We start from the raw sequence: 20323 nt of genomic DNA on the forward strand, positions 1-20323 counted from the left end.
ACGCGGATCGACAACACGTAAGAAGGAGCACAATGGCTCACGACAACTCGAGCGGTTCGGGTCACCCGACCGCCGACTCGTCTGCCGATCCGTCCGCCCACGGGCAGGAGCTGCAGGTCGCGACCGGCACCGGGGTCATCGCCCGCGATGCCATCGCCGACCCTGGTCTGCCTCCGCACCGGAAGCGCGTCACGGACCTCGACCCCAAGAAGGACAAGCGGGCCGAGCGCGCCGTCTACACCCTCTTCTACCTGTCGATCGCCGGCAGCGTCTGGGCGGTCGCCGCCTACATGGCGTTCCCGATCGAGCCCGAGGACATCGGATCCGTCCGGTTGAACAACCTCTTCATCGGTCTCGGCATGGCGCTCGCCCTGCTCGCGATCGGTATCGGCGCCGTGCACTGGGGGAAGGCCCTCATGCACGACGAGGAGGGCATCGACTACCGCCACAAGGTCGGCGGCAACCAGGTCAGCCGCGATCGTGCCGTCGAGATCATGCACGAGGCGAACGTCGAGTCCGGCATCGGACGCCGTGCGCTCATCCGCAACAGCCTCATCGGGTCGCTCATCGTCTTCCCGCTCCCCGGCATCGCCCTCTTCCGCGGCCTCGCGCCGTACGACGAGGACCCGGTCGAGCTCATGCAGCACACGATGTGGAAGGAAGGAACGCGTCTCGCTCGCGACCCCTCCGGCACGCCGATCAAGGCGTCCGACGTCACGCTCGGAAGCGCCTTCCACGTCATCCCCGAGAACCTCCACGAGGCCGAGCACGTCCTCAACGAGAAGGCCAAGGCGATCGTCCTCCTCATGCGGTTGAAGCCCGAGGATCTCGTCGAGGAGGAGTCCAAGAAGGACTGGTCCTACGACGGCATCGTCGCCTACTCCAAGGTCTGCACCCACGTCGGGTGCCCGGTGGCGCTGTACGAGCAGCAGACGCACCACCTCCTCTGCCCTTGCCACCAGTCGCAGTTCGACGTCACGAACCACTGCGCGGTCATCTTCGGACCGGCCGCCCGGCCGCTCCCGCAGCTGCCGATCACCGTCGACGATGAGGGTTACCTCGTCGCGCGGAGCGACTTCCACGAACCTGTCGGCCCGAGCTTCTGGGAGCGTCATTGAGCACCTCGACCGCAACACGCGCCCCTGAGCAGGCCAAGGCCGCTCCGGCGAAGAGCTCCGGTGGTTTCACCGGCGCTGCAGCCAACTACCTCGAAGAACGGACGTCCATCTCGGTCGCCGTCAAGGAGTTCGGTCGCAAGATCTTCCCAGACCACTGGTCGTTCCTCCTCGGTGAGGTGGCCCTCTACAGCTTCGTCATCATCCTGCTGTCGGGATCGTTCCTCACCTTCTTCTTCCAGGCCTCCATGGCCGAGGTGCACTACGACGGCTCGTTCGTCCCGCTGAAGAACATCGAGATGTCGGTCGCCATGGCGTCGACCCTCGACATCTCGTTCGACATCCGCGGTGGCCTCCTGATGCGTCAGGTGCACCACTGGGCAGCGCTGTTGTTCGTCGCGTCCATCGGCCTGCACATGCTGCGGATCTTCTTCACCGGAGCGTTCCGCAAGCCGCGCGAGCTCAACTGGGTGATCGGCTTCGTCCTCTTCATCCTGGCGATGGCCGAGGGCTTCACGGGCTACTCGCTCCCCGACGACCTGCTCTCCGGTAACGGTCTGCGGATCATCGACGGCATGGTGAAGGGTCTGCCGATCATCGGCACCTGGACGACGTTCCTGCTCTTCGGCGGTGAGTTCCCAGGCACCGACATCGTCGGCCGGCTCTACACCCTGCACATCCTGTTGCTCCCCGCGCTGGTGCTGCTCTTCATCGCCCTGCACCTGGTGTTCGTCGTCGTGCACAAGCACACGCAGTTCCCGGGTGCCGGTCGCACCGAGCAGAACGTGGTCGGCTTCCCCGTCCTCCCCGTGTACGCCGCGAAGGCGGGTGGCTTCTTCTTCATCGTCTTCGGTGTCGTGATGCTCATCGCGTCGCTCTTCACGATCAACCCGATCTGGAACTACGGCCCGTACGACCCCTCACCGGTCTCCGCGGGTACGCAGCCCGACTGGTACATCGGCTTCGCCGACGGGGCGCTCCGCCTGGTGCCACCGCACCTCGAGTTCGTCCTGTTGGACCACACGTTCTCGTTCAACATCATCCTTCCCGTCCTCGTCCTGGGCCTGTTCATCGTCACGGTGTTCATCTACCCGTTCGTCGAGGCGTGGATCACCGGTGACAAGCGCGAGCACCACATCCTCGACCGCCCGCGCAACGCGCCGACCCGCACCGCCATCGGTGCTGCCGGCGTCACGTTCTACGCCGCCCTGTGGGCAGCCGCGAGCTCGGACATCATCGCGACCCACTTCAAGGTGACGATGGAAGGCGTGATCCATACGCTGCAGGCCATCCTCATCCTCGGACCGGTCATCGCGTACTTCCTCGCCAAGCGGACCTGCCTGGCGCTGCAGAAGAAGGACCGCGAGATCCTCCTCCACGGTTACGAGACCGGACGCATCGTCCGCCTCCCCGGTGGCGAGTTCATCGAGGTCCACGAGCCGGTGGACGAGTACGAGCGCTGGCGTCTGGCGAGCTACGACGACCACAAGCCGTTGATGATCCGTCCGAACGCCAAGGGCAAGATCACTGGCGTGCAGAAGGCCCGTGCAGCCATGTCGCGCTGGTTCTTCGAAGATCGGATCGCTCCGGTCACGCAGACGGAGATCGAACGCTCCCACGGCGACCACCACTAGTCGTCACCCCACGACGGAAGCCCCGCAGTCCACACGGACTGCGGGGCTTCTCTCATTCCCGACGTGCAGACCGCGTGACGCTGGAGACCATCGGATCTAGCCTGCGACCGGCCGGGAGCTTCGGGCTTGTGTGACGATCGACTGCGGGATGGCGTCCCGTACTCGGAGGAGGTTCGTTGGCGCCATCGGGACGCGGCCAGCGGCATCGTCTCGCCGCCGGGGACTGGTCCGCTCCCCCGACGGGCGGCGGCCATGCTTGGCTCCCAGCGCGCGACACGGACAGCGCTCCCACGCGTGAGCTCTGACCGTTGTGTGGCGCACCTGGTCCGCCCATCTACCCCGTGGAGAGCTCGGCCCTAGAGGCTCTGGGTAGGGCCTCCGGTTGCCATCCTCGGGACCTAGGAGCCCCGGCTCCGGATTCAGCGTCTGCGCCCTGGCCTGTGCGCCCCTGGCCGGCGGGGGCTTCACAGTCGTCGACCGCGTGCTGCTGGTGGTTGGGTCACTCCGCTGGATCCTGGAGAGGGAGACGTCGTCGTCCAAGCTGCTCGTCGAACGCGGTGGTAAGCCAGTGTGTTGGGCGGCGGTGGGTGGCACGCATGAGCGTCCGCGCAGGCGGCCGGCTCGGGCCGTCGTCGAGCAGCTGAGGCGTATCCCCCGCTGGACACGAAAAAGCCCCCGAGCGATGGGCTCGAGGGCTCTTCGTCGCTTCGGCTCTCAGCCCAGCGGGAGGATCTTCTTGTAGAACTCTGCGGTGACGTTGTAGCCGAGGCGACGGTAGAAGTCTCCGGCGCGTGACGTGGACATCGTCAACTGACGGGCGCCGCGTTCCACCGCGTAGTGCTCGTTCGCCTCGACGAGGGCCGACCCGATACCCGCACCGCGGGCGCTCTCATCGACGACCAGCTCCTGCAGGTGGGCGGTGAGACCCGCGGCGTGCAGCAGACGCGACACGGTCATCAGCGTGTAGCCGACGACGCGGTCGTCCTGGTCCACGGCGACGTACAGCACGTTCGTCTCATCTTCGCGGGGACGCATGACGTTGTTGTACGCAGTCATGAAGTCATCGGCGGCCGGTGGGATCGAACCGGTGATGAGCTGGCCAGCCAGCCCGAAAACTGCCGAGCGGTCGTCGGGCTGACCCCGGCGGATGCTGAACGAGTCGACCATCAGCGGGCGAAGTATCCGCGGTAGTACTCGTAGTTCCAACCGACGACGGCGATGACGACCAGCGGGATCCCGATGATCGCGATCCAGAAGCCGACGGCCAGACCCAGCACGAGCAGACCACACGCACCGGCGAGGATGATCGGCCACCAGCTCCACGGGCTGAAGTGCCCGATCTCCGGGTCGCCGTCATCGATGTTCGCCGTGAGGGTGTCCTCGGGGAGCTCGGCTCCCTGGCTCTTGTGGACACGGCTGAGATAGAAGCCGAGGAAGGCGCTCAGGATGGCTGCGAGAGCCAGCGTGACCGTTCCGACCCACTCGACGCGGCCGTGCAGCGGGTCGATGAGTGACCACACCGTGTAGACCGCACAGAGGAGCGCACAGAACACCGTGAGGATCGTGAAGAGGATGATATTGGCGCGCATGGCGGCTACTTCACCTTTCCGGAGTCGACGTCGAGCGTGGGTGCGTCAGGCGCGTCCTTCGCAGGACCGACGCCGACCGGGATACCGACCTCAGGGTGGTGGAGGTCGAACGCCGGGCGCTCCGAACGGATGCGCGGGATCGACACGAAGTTGTGACGCGGGGGCGGCGAGCTGGTCGCCCATTCGAGCGATCCGCCGTAACCCCACGGGTCGTCCTCGGTCACCCGGGGAGCCTTGCGGATCGTGACGTACACGTTCAGGAAGAACGGCAGCAGTGAGATCGCCAGGATGAACGACCCGACGGTGGACAGCTGGTTCATCCACGTGAAGCCGTCTTCCGGCGAGTACGTCGCGTACCGACGCGGGAACCCGATGACGCCGAGCCAGTGCTGGATCAGGAACGTCGTGTGGAAGCCGATGAACAGCAGCCAGAAGTGCCAGTAGCCGAGCTTCTCGTTGAGCATCTTGCCGGTCCACTTCGGCCACCAGAAGTAGAAGCCGGCGAACATGGCGAACACGACCGTGCCGAAGACGACGTAGTGGAAGTGCGCCACGACGAAGTACGAGTCGGAGACGTGGAAGTCGAGCGGCGGCGACGCGAGGATGACACCGGTGAGTCCACCGAAGACGAAGGTGATCAGGAAGCCGATCGACCAGAGCATCGGGGTCTCGAAGGTGACGGAGCCGCGCCACATGGTGCCGAGCCAGTTGAAGATCTTCACGCCGGTCGGAACCGCGATGAGCATCGTCATGAGCGCGAAGAACGGCAGCAGCACGGAACCGGTGACGTACATGTGGTGCGCCCACACGGTCACGGAGAGGGCTGCGATGGCGATCGTCGCGTAGATCAGGGTCTTGTAGCCGAAGATCGGCTTGCGGCTGAACACCGGGAAGATCTCCGACACGATGCCGAAGAACGGCAGCGCGATGATGTAGACCTCAGGGTGACCGAAGAACCAGAACAGGTGCTGCCACAGGATGACGCCACCGTTCGCGGCATCGTAGATGTGGGCGTCGAACACGCGGTCCGCGGCGAGACCGAAGAGCGCGGCGGCGAGGACCGGGAACGCCATGAGGACGAGGATCGACGTCACGAGCACGTTCCACGTGAAGATCGGCATGCGGAACATCGTCATGCCGGGAGCGCGCATGGTGATGATCGTAGTGATGAAGTTGACGCCACCGAGGATGGTTCCGAACCCGCTCAGTGCCAGACCGAGTACCCAGAGATTCCCTCCGAGGCCTGGTGAGAAGGTCGTACTCGACAATGGCGCATACGCGAACCAGCCGAAGGCCGCTGCACCCTGTGGGGTGAGGAAGCCACCGACGGCGATGAGGCTACCGAAGGCGTAGAGCCAGAAGGCGAAGGCGTTCAGCCGCGGGAAGGCGACGTCCGGTGCGCCGATCTGCAGTGGCATGAGCGCGTTCGCGAAGCCGGCGAAGAGCGGCGTCGCGAACATGAGCAGCATGATCGTGCCGTGCATCGTGAACAGCTGGTTGTACTGCTCCTTCGTCTCGACGATCGTTCCGCCGGGCTCGAAGAGCTGCGCACGGATGATGAGCGCCATGACGCCACCGAGGCAGAAGAAGATGAACGAGGCGATCAGGTACATGTACCCGATGGTCTTGTGGTCCGTGGAGGTGATCCACTTGACCAGGATGTTGCCCTTGCGCTCGACCGAGGTGCGTCCGACGACGCTCGCTTGGCCTGCAGGAAGCGTGGTGGAGGTCATTCCCCGTCTCCGTGCTCTTCGAGACCTGCCGGCGCCTTGGTGCCGGGGAGGTTGCTGTTGCGGTCGTATTCCGTGCCGTAGTCACCGATGTTGCCGGAGTCGGCCAGGTCTTCCAGGTGCTTGTCGTACTCGGCCTGCGAGACGACCTTCACGTTGAAGAGCATGAGCGAGTGGTACTCGCCACACAGCTCGGCGCACTTGCCGGCGTAGGTTCCCTCACGCTCGGGCGTGAAGGACATGTAGTTGGTCTTCCCCGGGAACATGTCCTTCTTGTAGAGGAAGTCGATGACCCAGAAGGAGTGGATGACGTCGCGCGACTGCAGCGCGATCTTCACCGTCTTGCCGACGGGCAGGTACAGGGTGGGGAGCGCGTCCTGGTCGATGACGCCACCGGGCTTCTCGTCGGCCTGCACGCCTGCAGTCCAGACATCCTGGCCGTTGACGGCCTCGTCGTACACGAAGTCCCAGGCCCACTGCTTGGCGAAGACCTCGATCGCGACGTCGGGATCCTCGTACTGGGTCTCGATCGCGTTCTGGTCGCGCGCCGTGAAGGCGAAGAAGCCGAGCACCAGGATGAGCGGGACGACCGTGTAGAAGATCTCGATCGGCATGTTGTACCGGAGCTGCACGGGGAGGCCCGTCTGGCCCTTGCGGCGGCGGTAGACGATGACGGCCCAGATGATGAGCCCCCACGTCACCACGCCGACGGCCAGCAGCACCAGCCAGGCGGTCACCCACAGGCCCGCGATGCGGTCCGTGTGGTTCGTGACGGGAGATTCGCCCTCGACGAATCCCGGCAGGTAACCATGTAGTTCCGCCTGCGTACAACCCGCCAGGACTATGGCGAGTGTGGCTGCGACCGGAATGGCAGCCCATCTGAGACGACGAGTCGAGCGCACCTCTGAAACCTTTCGAATACACACCTGTGGATCGCCTCCCAGTCTAGTGGGGATGGGTGGTGAACGCCGGACCATTCGCGTCCGCGGTGCCGGATCGTGACCGGAATGTCGAAGGGGAAACCACCCGGGACCGGGTGATTTCCCCTTCAGGAAGAATCTGCCTCAGTGGAAGCTGTCGCCGCAGGCGCAGCTGCCCTCGGCGTTGGGGTTGTCGATGGTGAACCCCTGCTTCTGGATGGTGTCCTCGAAGTCGATCGAGGCGCCGTCGAGGTAGGGGACGCTCATCTTGTCGACGATGACCTCGACGCCGTCGAAGTCGACGGTCGCGTCGCCGTCGAGCATGCGCTCGTCGAAGTAGAGCTGGTAGATGAGTCCGGAGCAGCCGCCGGGCTGGACGGCGACGCGCAGGCGGAGGTCGTCGCGACCCTCCTGCTCGAGGAGGCTCTTGACCTTCTGCGCCGCCGTGTCGGAGAGTCCGACGCCGTGGGCCGCGTCGATCTTGGTCTCGGTCAGGATGGTGTCGCTCATGATGCTCCTCGCGAGGTCTGGCGGCGCCGGACGACGCCTGTCTGTCATTCTACCGCTCGGGGCGGCGGGCGCACCCCATGATGCCGGGGGTGTTCCCACCGCCGCGGATCACCCGGCCGAGGGCTTGGGCGCCGAGGCGAGCCGACCGAGGAGGACCGCCTCGGTGAGGATCGCCTTCTGGAACACCCCGAGGTGCAGCGACTCGTTCGGGCTGTGCGCCCTCGAGTGCGGGTCCTCGACGCCCGTCACGAGGATCTGCGCCTCCGGGAAAACCCGGACGAGGTCGGCGATGAACGGGATGGATCCGCCGACACCCATCTCCACCGGCTCGACCTCCCAGGCGTCGTGCATGGCGCGCTTCGCCTCGGCGACGGCCCAGCCGCTCGTGTCGACGAGGAACGGACTCCCCTGGTCGACCTCGTCGATGGTCAGTTGCGCTCCGAAGGGCGCGTGGGCCATGAGGTGCGTCTCGAGGGCTCGGTAGGCGTCCGCCGGGTCCTGGCCGGGGGCGATCCGCGCACTGATGCGGACGGCCACCTCCGGAATGAGGGTGTTCGAGGCGTTGGCCACGGTCGGTGCGTCGATCCCGGTGACAGTGATCGCGGGCTGGGACCAGATCCGGCTGAGGATGGAACCCCGACCGATGGGCGAGACACCGTCGGCGAGGCCGGACTCCGCGCGGAGCTGTGCCTCGTCGAACTCGGGGGTGACGGCGTCGTGCGAGGTGAGCCCCTCGACCGCCACGGAACCGTCGGCGTCCCACAGGGTCGCGAGCAGGGTGACGACCGCGAGCATGGCGTCGGGCACCGCTCCCCCGAGCATCCCCGAGTGCGAGGCGTGGTCGAGCGTCTTCACGCGCAGCCGGAACGTCACATTGCCGCGCAGGCCGATCGTGAGGGCCGGAGTCCGTTCGTCCCAGTTGTCGCTGTCGGCGACGACGATGACGTCGGCTGCGAGGGTCTTGCGGTGCTCCTCCAGGAACGAGCCGAACGATCGTGATCCGAACTCCTCCTCCCCCTCGATGAACAGGACGATGCCGAGGTCGAGATCGGAGCCGAGCACCTCGGTCACCGCGCGGATCGCCGCGATGTGGGACATCACGCCGGCTTTGTCGTCGGCCGCGCCGCGCCCGTAGAGGCGGCCGTCGCGGACGGTCGGCTCGAAGGGCGGCGACTCCCACTTGTCGTCGCTTCCGGGCGGCTGGACGTCGTGGTGCGCGTAGAGCAGGACGGTCGGGCGACCGTTGCGGGCCTCGCGCCGGGCGAGGACCGCGGGCTGCCCGAGCTCCGTGCCCCCGTCGACGGCGGCACGGCGCACCGAGACCTCGTCGAACACACCGAGATCGCGCGCGAGTTCGGCGACGGCCTCGGCGCTCCGGGCCACCTCGGCGGCGTCGAACGCCGACCAGGACACCGATGGGATCCGCACGAGTGCCGACAGGTCGGCGATCGAGGATGGCAGGGCGCCCGCGACCGATTCGCGGAGTCGGTCGAGGAGTTCCTGGTCGTTGTGTGGATCTTGGGCCGATTCCGTCGTGGTACCTGTCGTCATGCGAGTAATCTTAAGCGAATCCCCCGATCAAGGACGTTCCACCGTGGCCAAACAGCAGAGCACCCCAGCATCAGAGCCCCTCGTCGAGACCGCGGCGCAGACCGCCGAGCGCCTCGCCCGCGGCGCCAAGGAGGCGAAGGGCCGCCCGACGCCGTCGCGCGCCGAACGCGAGGCGCAGAACAAGCGTCCGCTCGTCCCCTCCGACCGCAAGGAGGCCTCACGCGCGGCGAAGGCCCAGCAGGCCGAGGCTCGACGACGAGCACAGGCCGGCATGGCGGCGGGCGACGACAAGTTCCTCCCGGCTCGCGAACGCGGCCCGCAGAAGAAGTTCGTCCGCGACTACGTCGACGCCCGGTTCAACATCGGCGAGTTCATGATCCCCGTCATGTTCCTCGTGATCATCCTCACGTTCATGCCGGTCCCCGAGATCCAGGTCTACGGCATGCTGACCCTCTGGGTCTTCTTCATCATCGCCATCGCCGACTGCTTCTTCCTCGGCTTCCGTGTCCGGAAGGCGCTCCGAGCGAAGTTCGGCCAGGACGAGCCGCGCGTGCGCTGGTACGCCGCCATGCGCGCGCTGCAGCTGCGCCCGCTCCGCCTACCGAAGCCGCAGGTCAAGCGCGGTCAGTTCCCCAACAAGTAAGTCCCGCACCACGAACGCCCGCCGGTCCCAGACCGGCGGGCGTTCGTCGTCAGTGGCGCGAGATCAGCTCAGCGACCGGCTCTGGCGAGGCGATCGAGCCCACGGTTGATCTGCCGCGCCCAGAGCGGACCGCGGTACAGGAACGCCGTGTACCCCTGGACGAGCGTTGCACCGGCGTCGAGCCGTTCCCGCACGTCCGCGGCGGTCTCGACACCGCCGACGGAGATCACGCACAGCTCCGCCGGGACGATGGCGCGGATCCGTCGCAGGACCGCGATCGACCGGTCGGCGAGTGGCGCGCCGGAGAGTCCACCGGCACCGGCAGCCTCCACGGTCGACCGGTCGGTCTCGAGGCCGTCACGGGAGATCGTCGTGTTCGTCGCGATGATCCCGTCGAGCCCCAGGTCGACGACGAGCTGAGCGATGCGGTCCACTTCGGCGTCCGTGAGGTCCGGTGCGATCTTCACGAGGAGCGGTGTCGTTCCGGCGGCGGCACGCACCGCGTCCAGGAGGGGCGACAGCTGATCGAGCTCCTGGAGACCTCGGAGACCAGGGGTGTTCGGTGAACTGACGTTGACCACGAGGTAGTCGGCCGTGGGTGCCAGCAGGGTGGCGCTCGAGACGTAGTCGGCCGTGGCGTCGGCGACGTCCACGACACGACTCTTGCCGATGTTCACCCCGAGGACGGGACGCCTGACGACGCGGGCCGTCCGCGCCAGTCGTGGCGCGGCGGATGCGGCACCCTCGTTGTTGAAGCCCATGCGGTTGATCACCGCACGGTCCGGGACGAGGCGGAAGAGGCGTGGCTTCGGATTGCCAGCCTGCGGGATCGCCGTGATGGTGCCGACCTCGACGTGGCCGAAGCCCAGGAGCCCGAGCCCGAGCACCCCCTTGCCGTCCTTGTCGAACCCGGCGGCGACACCGAACGGGGTCTCGAACCGGAGGCCGAGCGCCTCGACGGACTGGTCGGTCCGGGGTGCGGTCCACCGCCTGATGACGGATCCGAGACCGGTGGACGGAAGCGCACGGATCACGTCGAACGCGAGGTGATGGGCGCGCTCCGGGTCGAGCTTCGCCAGGACGTGGGTGAAGAGGAACCGGTACACGACTCAGCGCTCCACGATCGGCTCGTCGGCGTTCGACGTGCCCGCGGCGTGTTCGACCCGGAGAAGCGCAATGGCCGACTCGAAGTCGTCCAAGGACTCGAACGCCTGGTAGACGCTGGCGAACCGGAGGTAGGCGACCTCGTCGAGCTCCCGCAGCGGTGCGAGGATCGCCAGACCGATGTCGTTCGCGTCGATCTGCGATGCACCCGTCGCCCGGATGGACTCCTCCACGCGCTGCGCGAGCACCGCGAGGTCGGAATCCGTCACCGGACGACCCTGGCACGCCTTCCTGACGCCGCTCACGACCTTCTCCCGACTGAACGGCTCCACGACACCGGAGCGCTTGATCACGCCGAGGCTCGAGGTCTCCATCGTGCTGAACCGCCGCCCGCACTCCGGGCACTGCCGGCGCCGACGGATCGCGAGCCCGTCGTCGCTCGTCCGAGAGTCGATGACGCGGGAGTCGGGGTGGCGGCAGAACGGGCAGTACATCAGACGGCTCCCTCGGGTGTGGCGTGCTCGGTGTGCTCCTCGGCTGCGCGGGTCTCGGCGCCGACGAGGCCGAAACGCGCCGTCACCGCTTCACCGTGCGCGGGGAGGTCCTCGGACGACGACAGGGCGACGATGTGGCTCGAGACCTGGCGGAGCGCGGGCTCGTCGTACCGGACGACCTGCTGTGGGCGGAGGAAGGTGAAGGCGCCCAGGCCGGACGAGAAGCGGGCCTGTCCTCCCGTCGGAAGGACGTGGTTGGAGCCGGCGAGGTAGTCACCCAGGCTCACCGGGGTGTGCTCACCCAGGAAGATGGCGCCGGCGTTCGTGATGGCGCCGAGCAGTGCCTCCGGGTCGGCGGTCTGGACCTCGAGGTGCTCCGGTCCGTAGGCGTTGCTGAATGCGACGGCGGCCTCCAGGTCGTCGACGAGCACGATGGCGGACTGCGGGCCGGCGAGGGCTTGGACGACGCGGGCGCCGTGGCGGGTGCCGGCTGCATAGCGACGCAACCAGTCCTGGACGGCGATGGCGAGGGCCTCGTCGTCGGTGACGAGCAACGACGCCGCGGCCTCGTCGTGCTCGGCCTGGCTGACGAGGTCGGCGGCCACGAGTCTGGCGTCTGCGGAGGCATCGGCGATGACCAGGATCTCGGTGGTACCGGCCTCGGCGTCGATCCCGACCTGCCCCTTCACGAGGCGCTTCGCCGCTGCGACGAAGATGTTCCCTGGACCCGTCACGACGTCGACCGGGTCCAGGGCGATGTCCGGGACCCCGTAGGCGAAGGCGCCGATGGCTCCGGCCCCGCCCATGGCGTACACCTCCGTGACCCCGAGGAGACCGGCGGCTCCGAGGATGGTGGGGTGCACACGATTGTCGAACTCGCGCTGCGGTGGGGACGCGAGCGCGACGGAGCCGACCCCGGCCTCCTGCGCCGGGACGACGTTCATGACGACGCTCGACGGGTAGACGGCCTTGCCCCCGGGCACGTACAGCCCGACCCGGCCGACGGGCGCCCACCGCTGTACGACGGTCGCTCCCTCGCCGAGCGTGGTGGTGCGCTCCGGCGGGACCTGCGCTCGCGTCGCCTCGCGAACCCGGTCGATGGCCTCGACGAGTGCGGCGCGCACCGCCGGGTCCAGTGCGGCCACCGCCGCGTCGATCTCAGCCTGGGGTACGCGGAGGTGCTCCGGCCGTCCGCCGTCGAACCGGTCGGACTGGGCCGACAACGCAGCGGAACCCTCGGTCCGCACAGCGTCGATCAGCGACTGCGCCGCATGGGCTGCGGCGGTGACGTCGACGACGGGACGGGGCAGCATCTCCAGGAGCTCGGTCCGGCTCGGCCGGACGCCCCTGAGGTCAATGGTGGTGATCATGGCCGTCACAGCCTACCGTTCACGGCGTCGTGTCCCGCCGGCGACGTGGTGTGCAACGCGTCAACCGAGACAGTTCGGGCCGAGCAACGACTTCAGCTCACCGAAGAGCCCGGAGGACACGCTGACCCGATGCGGCAACTCGAACACCCGCGCGACATCGCCCCGGAAGAGCTTCAGTCGGACCTCGGTCGAGCCTGCGTGTCTCGAGAGCATGTCGCGAAGGGTCATCACCGTCTCAGTCGTCGCGCGGGCGTCCGCCATCGTCAGCTGGAGCATGCGATCGGCACCCGCCTCAGGGAGCTCTGGCGAGAAGATGCTGTACGCGTGCAGGTTCATCCCGTCGTCGCGGACGCTGACGCGGCCACGCACGACCACGATGGAGTCGCCGACGAGTTCTGACGCGAACTCCTGGTAGGCCTTGCCCATGAACATGGCGGTCATCTCGCCGCCGAAGTCCTCGACCTGGATCATGCCGTACTGATTGCCGGACGCCTTCGCGATGCGGTGTTGGACGCTCGTGACGAGCCCCGAGATGACGACGGTCTCGCCGTCCATGTTCTCGGCGGTCATGAGGTCGGTGATGGTCGTCGTCGCATGCTTCGCGAGTTCGATCTCGAGACCGGCCAGCGGGTGGTCGGAGACGTACAGCCCGAGCATCTCGCGCTCGAAGTTGAGCTTGTCGCGCTTGCTCCAGTCGGGCCGTTCGGGAACGCTCGCGAGCGGCACCTCACCGACCTCGGCGAACAGGCTGTCGAAGTCGAAGCCGATGCTCCCCGACGCCTCGGCGCGCTTGTCCTTCACGACCGAGTCGACCGCGTCCTCGTGGATCTCGTAGAGCGCTCGTCGGCTGTCGCCCATGGAGTCGAACGCACCGGCCTTGATCAGCGACTCGATCGTCCGCTTGTTGGCCACGGGCAGCGGCACCTTGCGCAGGAAGTCGTGGAAGGAGGTGAACCGCCCCTCACGCTCGCGTGCCTGACGGATGAGCTCGACCACGTTCGACCCCACGTTGCGGACGGCGCCGAGCCCGAAGCGGATGTCCTCGCCGACGGCCGCGAAGAACCCGATCGATTCGTTGACGTCCGGCGGCAGGACCTGGATGCCCATCCGGCGGCACTCGTTGAGGTAGAGCGCCATCTTGTCCTTGGAGTCGCCGACACTCGTCAGCAGCCCGGCCATGTACTCCGCCGGGTAGTGGGCCTTGAGGTAGGCCGTCCAGTAGGAGATGACCCCGTACGCCGCCGAGTGCGCCTTGTTGAACGCGTAGTCGGAGAACGGGAGCAGGATCTCCCACAGTTTGTTGACCGCTTCCATCGAGAACCCGTTGGCCACCATGCCGCCGGAGAAGCCCTCGAACTGCTTGTCCAGTTCGGACTTCTTCTTCTTGCCCATCGCTCGTCGGAGGATGTCGGCTTGTCCGAGGGAGAAGCCGGCGACCTTCTGCGCGATCGCCATCACCTGCTCCTGGTAGATGATCAGCCCGTAGCTCGTCGACAGGATCTCGGACAGCGGCTCTTCGAGCTGCGGATGGATCGGGGTGATCTCCTGCAGGCCGTTCTTGCGGAGGGCGTAGTTCGTGTGCGAGTTCGCGCCCATGGGGCCCGGGCGGTACAGCGCGATGAGTGCCGAGATGTCCTCGAAGTTGTCGGGCTTCATGAGACGCAGCAACGCGCGCATCGGTCCGCCGTCGAGCTGGAACACGCCGAGCGTGTCGCCCCGGGACAGCAGCTCGTACGCGCCCCGGTCGTCGAGCTCGAGGTCTTCGAGGACGAGGTCGATGTTCCGGTTGCTCTTGATGTTGTCGAGGGCGTCGTTGATGATCGTCAGGTTGCGCAACCCGAGGAAGTCCATCTTGATCAGTCCGAGCGACTCGCACGCCGGGTAGTCGAACTGCGTGACGATCTGGCCGTCCTGCTCACGCTTCATGATCGGGATGATGTCGATGAGCGGGTCGCTCGACATGATCACGCCGGCTGCGTGCACACCCCACTGGCGCTTGAGGTTCTCGATGCCGAGGGCGGTCTCGAAGACGGTGCGCGCCTCGGGATCCGTGTCGAGGATGCCGCGGAGGTCGACGGCCTCCTTGTACCGCGGGTGTTTGGCGTCGAGGATGCCCTCGAGCGGGATGTCCTTCCCCATGACCGCCGGCGGCATGGCCTTCGTCAGCTTGTCGCCCATGCCGAACGGGAAGCCGAGGACCCGGGAGGAGTCCTTCAACGCCTGCTTGGCCTTGATCGTGCCGTAGGTGACGATCTGCGCGACGCGTTCGTCGCCGTACTTCTCGGTGACGTACTTGATCACCTCGCCACGACGACGGTCGTCGAAGTCGACGTCGAAGTCGGGCATGGAGACGCGGTCGGGGTTGAGGAACCGCTCGAAGATGAGCCCGTGGCGGAGCGGGTCGAGGTCGGTGATCTGCATCGCGTACGCGGCCATCGATCCGGCACCGGAACCACGGCCGGGCCCGACCCGGATGCCGTTGCGCTTCGACCACTGGATGAAGTCGGCGACGACGAGGAAGTAGCCGGGGAACCCCATCTGGACGATCACGCGCGTCTCGTAGTTGGCGCGGTCGCGGACGTCGGCGGGGATGCCGTTCGGGTATCGCTGGTGGAGGCCCGCCTCGACCTCCTTGATGAACCAGCTCTCCTCGTTCTCCCCCTCGGGGACCGGGAACCGCGGCATGTAGTTCGCGGAGGTGTCGAAGGCGACCTCGCAGCGTTCGGCGATCGCGAGGGTGTTGTCGCACGCCTCGGGGTACTCGCGGAACAGTCGACGCATCTCGTCGGCAGACTTCAGGTAGAACTCGTCCGCGTCGAACTTGAACCGGTTCGGGTCGTTGAGTGTGGAGCCGGACTGCACGCAGAGCAGCGCCGCGTGCGCCTTGGCGTCGGCGGCGTGCGTGTAGTGCAGGTCGTTCGTCGCGAGGAGTGGCAGGCCGAGGTCCTTCGAGAGCCTGATGAGATCGCCCATGATCCGGCGTTCGATCCCGAGCCCGTGGTCCATGATCTCGCAGAAGTAGTTCTCCGCTCCGAAGATGTCGCGGAAGTCGGCGGCGGCCTTGACCGCCTCGTCGTACTGACCGAGGCGGAGCCTCGTCTGCACCTCACCACTCGGGCATCCGGTCGTGGCGATGAGGCCGGCGCCGTACTGGCTGAGGATCTCGCGGTCCATGCGGGGCTTGAAGTAGTACCCCTCGATCGACGCCTTCGAAGACAGCCGGAAGAGGTTGTGCATGCCCTCGGTCGTCTCCGAGAGGAGGGTCATGTGCGTGTACGCGCCGGCCCCGGACACGTCGTCTCCCCCGCCGTCGCCCCACTTGATCCGGGTGCGGTCGCCGCGCGCCGTCCCCGGGGTGATGTACGCCTCGGTCCCGATGATCGGCTTGATGCCCGCATCGGTGGCCGTCCGCCAGAAGTCGAACGCGCCGAACATGTTGCCGTGGTCGGTGACCGCGACGGCGGGCATGCCCTGCTCGACAGCGGCTTGGATGAGGGGCTTCACCCGGGCCGCGCCGTCGAGCATCGAGTACTCGCTGTGGACGTGCAGGTGGACGAACGAATCGGTGGACGTGGGCACGGACGGCGCCTCCGGGGATCGTGCTGGGGGAACGGCGCGGACGCCGAGGTGGTCTTGGTCAAGCCTAATCGTCGCCTCCGACCATCGCCCCCGGCCTGCGGGGGCGGTCGGTCGCCGAGCGACGGCGCGACGTCAGTCGAGTTCGAGGATCGAGAGGGCGTGCTGCAGATCCGTCGGGTAGGCGGTCTCGAATCGCACGAACTCCCCGTCCGCAGGGTGCGCGAAGCCCAGCTTCGTCGCATGCAGCCACTGCCGGGTGAGCCCCAGACGGGCCGAGAGCGCCGCGTCGGCGCCGTACATCGTGTCGCCGACACAGGGATGCCGCTGGGCCGCCATGTGCACGCGGATCTGATGCGTGCGACCGGTCTCCAGATGCACGTCGAGCAACGAGGCGTACGGGAACGCCTCGAGCGTCTCGTAGTGGGTGACCGACGGCTTCCCGTCGGCGGTGACGGCGAAGCGCCAGTCGTGGCGCGGGTGGCGGCCGATCGGACCGTCGATGGTGCCGGCGAGCGGGTCGGGATGCCCCTGGACCACGGCGCGATAGATCTTCTCGACCTCGCGGTCGTGGAAGGCACGCTTCAGTGAGGTGTAGGCCCGCTCGGTCTTCGCGACGACCATGAGGCCGCTCGTCCCGGCATCGAGCCGGTGCACGATCCCGGCCCGCTCAGCGGCGCCCGACGTCGAGATGCGGAAGCCGGCTGCGGCGAGGGCACCGAGCACCGTCGGCCCTTCCCAACCCACGGAGGGGTGGGCGGCGACGCCGGCGGGTTTGTCGACGACCACGATCTCGTCGTCGTCGTGGACGATGCCGAGGTCGGGGACGGCGATCGGTACGATCACGGCCTCGCGGCGAGGCGTCCATTCGATCTCGAGCCAGGCACCGGCGAGGAGGCGGTCGGACTTGTCGACCGACTTGCCGTCCATGGTGACGCCGCCTCCGAGGGCGACCTCGGCTGCGTAACTCCGGGAGAAGCCGAGGAGTTTGGCCAGGCCGGCGTCGACGCGTTCGCCGTCGAGCCCGTCGGGGACGTACAGGCTGCGGGACTCGTTCATGGGCGGCCTGCGTCCGGACTCGCGTCGCGCGGCTCCGCCGGATCGAGGGTGGCCGCGTCCGCTTCGGCCTCGCGGTCCTCCGCCTCCTGGGCGGCCCGTTCGCTCGCACGCGTCGTCCGGGTGCCGTCGAGGTTCACGCCGAAGAGCGTCAGGAGGATGAACAGGGCCATGCTGACCACGATGCAGATGTCGGCGACGTTGTAGATCGCGGGCAGCATCCACGGGGTGGAGATGAAGTCGACCACGTGGCCCAGACCGAAGGACGGCTCACGGAGAAGCCTGTCCGTCAGGTTGCCGAGCACCCCTCCGAGGAGCAGGCCGAACACGATCGCCCAGGCCCGTGAACGGATCCGGCGGGCGAACCAGACGATGACGACCACGACGACCGCCGCGAGGATCGAGAAGATCCAGGTGTACCCCGCGCCGAGCGAGAAGGCGGCACCGGAGTTCTTGACGAAGTACAGGACGAGCGCCTGGCCGAGTACCGGAACGGACTCGCCCACCGTCAGGTTGGTGGTGACGAGGAACTTGGTGAACTGATCGGCCGAATAGGCCACGACGGCAACCAGCGCCAGGACTGCAAGAGTCCTGGCGCTGGCCTTCGACGGTGATGCGGGAGACAACCGGGTGTCTGCGCTAGACCGCTGCGCTGTCGGCGGTGACGCCGGCCTTCGCATCGGGAGCGGAGCTCGACGACGAGGCGTCGAGGTCCTTCAGCTGACCCTCGATGTAGCCGCGCAGCTGCGAGCGGTACTCGCGCTCGAAGTTGCGGAGCTCGTCGATCTTGTGCTCGAGGACCGAACGCTCCTGCTCGAGGACCTGCATCTGCGCGCGCTGCTTGGCCTCGGCCTCGGCGACGACACGTGCGGCGGTCGCGTGACCTTCCGCGATGAGCGCGTCGCGGCGCTGGGCACCCTCGGCGACGTGCTCGTCGTGGAGACGACGTGCCAGCTGCAGGAGGTTGTTCGAGCTCTCGGCGGTGTTGTCGGTCGACTCCGCGGCCGGAGCCGGGGTCGGTGCGACGACGGGCGCGGGTGCCGGAGCAGCCTCGGCCTTGGCGAGCGTCGCCGGAGCGGACGAGCCGCCCTTCTGGAGTTCGGCGACCTTGGACTCGGCCGCGGTCAGCTTCTGCTGGACCTCGTCCTTCTCCTGGATCAGGCGACGGAGCTCGACGACGACCTCGTCGAGGAAGTCGTCCACCTCGTCCTGGTCGTAGCCTTCGCGGAACTTGGTCTGCTGAAACCGCTTCTGGACCACGTCTTCGGGAGTGAGCGCCATAGCGAACCACCTTCACTGTCGAATCGAAAATCTGTGTACAACGCCCCCACGCTAGCAAAGTCTGACCCAGTGGGTGAGACATGTTGACGACGTCGGAGGCGACCGTCAGGTGACGGACGTTCTATCGTAGCCACACAATCGTGGCGAGCTGTTCGCGGGCAGGCCGCGCGCGCTAGAGCAGCTGGACGAGTGTCATCGCGATGATGCAGCACAACATCGTGAGGGTCCAGCCGAAATCGAGCGCGACCGGACCGACGGCGACGCGCGGGAGGACACGGCGGAAGAACCGGATCGGAGGGTCCGTGATCGTGAAACTCAGCTCGGCGAGCACCAGCCCGACGCCCGTGGGCCGCCACTGCGGACGGAGCACCCGGGCGAGGTCGAGGATGAACCTCGCCCAGAGGACGAAGAAGTACAGGAGCAGCGCGAGATAGAGGATCGTGCCGATCACGGAGATGAGAGAAGCCACCCCTCGATTATGACTGAGCGAAGAAGGTCGCCTCGGTCGCTTCCGGAGCACCCTGTCCGTTGTCGCCGGAAACGGCGACGTGCTCGGGCGAGAGCAGGAAGACCTTGCTCGTCACGCGCTCGATCTTGCCGTACAGCCCCTGCGAGAGACCACTGGCGAAGTCGATGAGCCGGCGAGCGTCGCCGTCGCTCATCTGCGAGAGGTTGATGATGACCGGGACCCCGTCGCGGAAGCTCTCGGCGATGATCTGTGCATCGCGGTACTGCTTGGGGTGCACGGTCAGGATCTCGTTGAGGTCCGAGCTCGGGGCGACGGGCTGGCGCACGGGAACCGGCTTGCGCAACGGCGTCACTGGAGCGGCCTTCTCGACGCGCTCGACCCGCTCAGCGCGCTCGGGACGCTCGGTGCGACGGGGCTCGGCCTGCTGCGTCGGCTCGGCCTGGGCAGCGTGCTGCTGCTCGTACTCGAGATCATCGTCGGCGAGCCCGAGGTACACCATGGTCTTCTTCAGTGGGTTCGACATCGTTTCCTCCGTGATCTGCGGTCCTTGCTTCTCCGAGATTAACGTCACACCGGGCGATTCCCGGTGATTGCCGTGCCGATGCGAAGGTGTGTCGCGCCCGCTTCGATCGCCTCGACGTAGTCGTGACTCATGCCGATCGACAGCCCATCGGCGTGGGGGGCGAGTGAGCGCATGCGCTCGGACGCCGAGAGGACCCGTGCGAAGGCCGCCGCTGGATCCTCGTCGAGCGGGGCGACCGCCATGACACCGCGTAGCGCGATGCCCTCCGCTTCGAGCGCCGCGGTCGCGAGCGCCTCGAGCGCGGCATCACCCACGACGCCACCCCGGCCGGGATCGTCGGTCAGGTTGACCTGCAGGAACACGTCGAGCTGCCGCTCGGAGGACGACAGCGCCCTGAGCAGCTCGGGTCGGTCGACCGAGTGGACGGCGTCCACGTATCGTCGGACCTGCTTGGCCTTGTTGGTCTGCAGTTGCCCGATGAAGTGCCAGCGCAATCCGAGGCCTTCGGCGGCAGCGGCCTTGTCGCGCGCCTCAGGGTGCCGACTCTCCCCCACGTCTGAGACGCCAGCGGCGGCCAGCGCCTGCACCAGCGTCACCGGGTGGAACTTCGTCACGACGATGAGCGTCGGTTCCGTCGCACGCCCCGCCGCCCGCGTCGCATCGGCGATGCGCCCCCGGATGTCCGCGAGGCGATCGAGCAATGCCGGACCGGGCTCCGAGGAGCCCGATCCGGCCGAGGTGGTCGACTCGTCGATCAC

Annotated in this window: 19 protein-coding genes; 3 read left to right on the plus strand and 16 right to left on the minus strand. The window is 67.2% G+C overall.

The annotated features are described in order from the left end of the window. Window positions 1-32 precede the first annotated feature (32 nt). Together qcrA and qcrB are read left to right on the plus strand one after the other, a co-directional pair. The gene (gene qcrA / locus QRN26_RS07865; RefSeq protein WP_056005489.1) at window positions 33-1118 is read left to right on the plus strand and encodes a cytochrome bc1 complex Rieske iron-sulfur subunit; all 1086 of its coding nucleotides are present in this window, start codon (window positions 33-35) and stop codon (window positions 1116-1118) included. After that, window positions 1115-2749: a cytochrome bc1 complex cytochrome b subunit gene (gene qcrB, locus QRN26_RS07870; protein WP_056005486.1), complete on the plus strand. Its 1635-nt coding sequence runs from the start codon at window positions 1115-1117 to the stop codon at window positions 2747-2749. The genes qcrA and qcrB overlap by 4 nt, the downstream gene beginning before the upstream one ends. A gap of 714 nt (window positions 2750-3463) precedes the next feature. Here qcrB and QRN26_RS07875 read toward each other — a convergent pair. The 6 genes from QRN26_RS07875 to QRN26_RS07900 all read right to left on the minus strand — a co-directional run bounded on the left by QRN26_RS07875 (window position 3464) and on the right by QRN26_RS07900 (window position 9049). After that, window positions 3464-3916 carry a GNAT family N-acetyltransferase gene (locus QRN26_RS07875; protein WP_056005483.1) on the minus strand — a complete coding sequence of 151 codons (453 nt, stop codon included), beginning with the start codon at window positions 3914-3916 and terminating at the stop codon, window positions 3464-3466. Beyond that, complete coding sequence (locus QRN26_RS07880) at window positions 3916-4338, minus strand: cytochrome c oxidase subunit 4 (protein ID WP_056005480.1); 423 nt, start codon at window positions 4336-4338, stop codon at window positions 3916-3918. The genes QRN26_RS07875 and QRN26_RS07880 overlap by 1 nt, the downstream gene beginning before the upstream one ends. Before the next feature lie 5 nt (window positions 4339-4343). Then, on the minus strand, window positions 4344-6071 hold the full coding sequence (gene ctaD / locus QRN26_RS07885) for an aa3-type cytochrome oxidase subunit I (RefSeq protein WP_056005477.1): 1728 nt from the start codon (window positions 6069-6071) through the stop codon (window positions 4344-4346). Beyond that, window positions 6068-6970 carry an aa3-type cytochrome oxidase subunit II gene (ctaC, locus tag QRN26_RS07890; RefSeq protein WP_056005474.1) on the minus strand — a complete coding sequence of 301 codons (903 nt, stop codon included), beginning with the start codon at window positions 6968-6970 and terminating at the stop codon, window positions 6068-6070. The genes ctaD and ctaC overlap by 4 nt, the downstream gene beginning before the upstream one ends. 162 nt (window positions 6971-7132) lie before the next feature. Continuing rightward, complete coding sequence (gene erpA / locus QRN26_RS07895) at window positions 7133-7498, minus strand: iron-sulfur cluster insertion protein ErpA (RefSeq protein ID WP_056005471.1); 366 nt, start codon at window positions 7496-7498, stop codon at window positions 7133-7135. Between the two features lie 108 nt (window positions 7499-7606). After that, complete coding sequence (locus QRN26_RS07900) at window positions 7607-9049, minus strand: dipeptidase (RefSeq protein WP_056005468.1); 1443 nt, start codon at window positions 9047-9049, stop codon at window positions 7607-7609. A gap of 43 nt (window positions 9050-9092) precedes the next feature. Between QRN26_RS07900 and QRN26_RS07905 the strand changes: the two genes are divergently transcribed. After that, complete coding sequence (locus QRN26_RS07905) at window positions 9093-9692, plus strand: DUF3043 domain-containing protein (RefSeq protein ID WP_056005465.1); 600 nt, start codon at window positions 9093-9095, stop codon at window positions 9690-9692. Window positions 9693-9760: 68 nt separating this feature from the next. Here QRN26_RS07905 and QRN26_RS07910 read toward each other — a convergent pair whose 3' ends face one another. The 10 genes from QRN26_RS07910 to QRN26_RS07955 all read right to left on the minus strand — a co-directional run bounded on the left by QRN26_RS07910 (window position 9761) and on the right by QRN26_RS07955 (window position 20320). Then, window positions 9761-10798 carry a quinone-dependent dihydroorotate dehydrogenase gene (locus QRN26_RS07910; RefSeq protein WP_056777341.1) on the minus strand — a complete coding sequence of 346 codons (1038 nt, stop codon included), beginning with the start codon at window positions 10796-10798 and terminating at the stop codon, window positions 9761-9763. Between the two features lie 3 nt (window positions 10799-10801). Next, window positions 10802-11290 carry a transcriptional regulator NrdR gene (nrdR, locus tag QRN26_RS07915; protein WP_194670108.1) on the minus strand — a complete coding sequence of 163 codons (489 nt, stop codon included), beginning with the start codon at window positions 11288-11290 and terminating at the stop codon, window positions 10802-10804. Further along, entirely contained in the window at window positions 11290-12660 is a 1371-nt protein-coding gene (gene hisD, locus QRN26_RS07920) for a histidinol dehydrogenase (RefSeq protein WP_056777337.1), read from the minus strand. Before hisD ends, nrdR begins: the two co-directional genes overlap by 1 nt. Window positions 12661-12720: 60 nt before the next feature. Beyond that, window positions 12721-16239: a DNA polymerase III subunit alpha gene (dnaE, locus tag QRN26_RS07925; RefSeq protein WP_082498423.1), complete on the minus strand. Its 3519-nt coding sequence runs from the start codon at window positions 16237-16239 to the stop codon at window positions 12721-12723. 132 nt (window positions 16240-16371) lie between these two features. Continuing rightward, complete coding sequence (locus tag QRN26_RS07930) at window positions 16372-17295, minus strand: RluA family pseudouridine synthase (protein ID WP_285036117.1); 924 nt, start codon at window positions 17293-17295, stop codon at window positions 16372-16374. Further along, entirely contained in the window at window positions 17292-17972 is a 681-nt protein-coding gene (gene lspA, locus QRN26_RS07935) for a signal peptidase II (RefSeq protein ID WP_082455736.1), read from the minus strand. Before lspA ends, QRN26_RS07930 begins: the two co-directional genes overlap by 4 nt. After that, window positions 17932-18573, minus strand: coding sequence for a DivIVA domain-containing protein (locus QRN26_RS07940; protein WP_056005450.1), 642 nt, complete (start codon window positions 18571-18573; stop codon window positions 17932-17934). The genes lspA and QRN26_RS07940 overlap by 41 nt, the downstream gene beginning before the upstream one ends. 172 nt (window positions 18574-18745) lie before the next feature. Next, window positions 18746-19042, minus strand: coding sequence for a YggT family protein (locus QRN26_RS07945; RefSeq protein WP_056005447.1), 297 nt, complete (start codon window positions 19040-19042; stop codon window positions 18746-18748). Between the two features lie 7 nt (window positions 19043-19049). Then, window positions 19050-19565, minus strand: a complete 516-nt coding sequence (locus tag QRN26_RS07950; RefSeq protein ID WP_056005444.1) for a cell division protein SepF — start codon at window positions 19563-19565, stop codon at window positions 19050-19052. A gap of 44 nt (window positions 19566-19609) precedes the next feature. Then, complete coding sequence (locus QRN26_RS07955; protein ID WP_369796473.1) at window positions 19610-20320, minus strand: YggS family pyridoxal phosphate-dependent enzyme; 711 nt, start codon at window positions 20318-20320, stop codon at window positions 19610-19612. Window positions 20321-20323: the final 3 nt, after the last annotated feature.

The organism is Plantibacter sp. ME-Dv--P-095 (genome assembly GCF_030209365.1).
Taxonomy (GTDB): domain Bacteria; phylum Actinomycetota; class Actinomycetes; order Actinomycetales; family Microbacteriaceae; genus Plantibacter.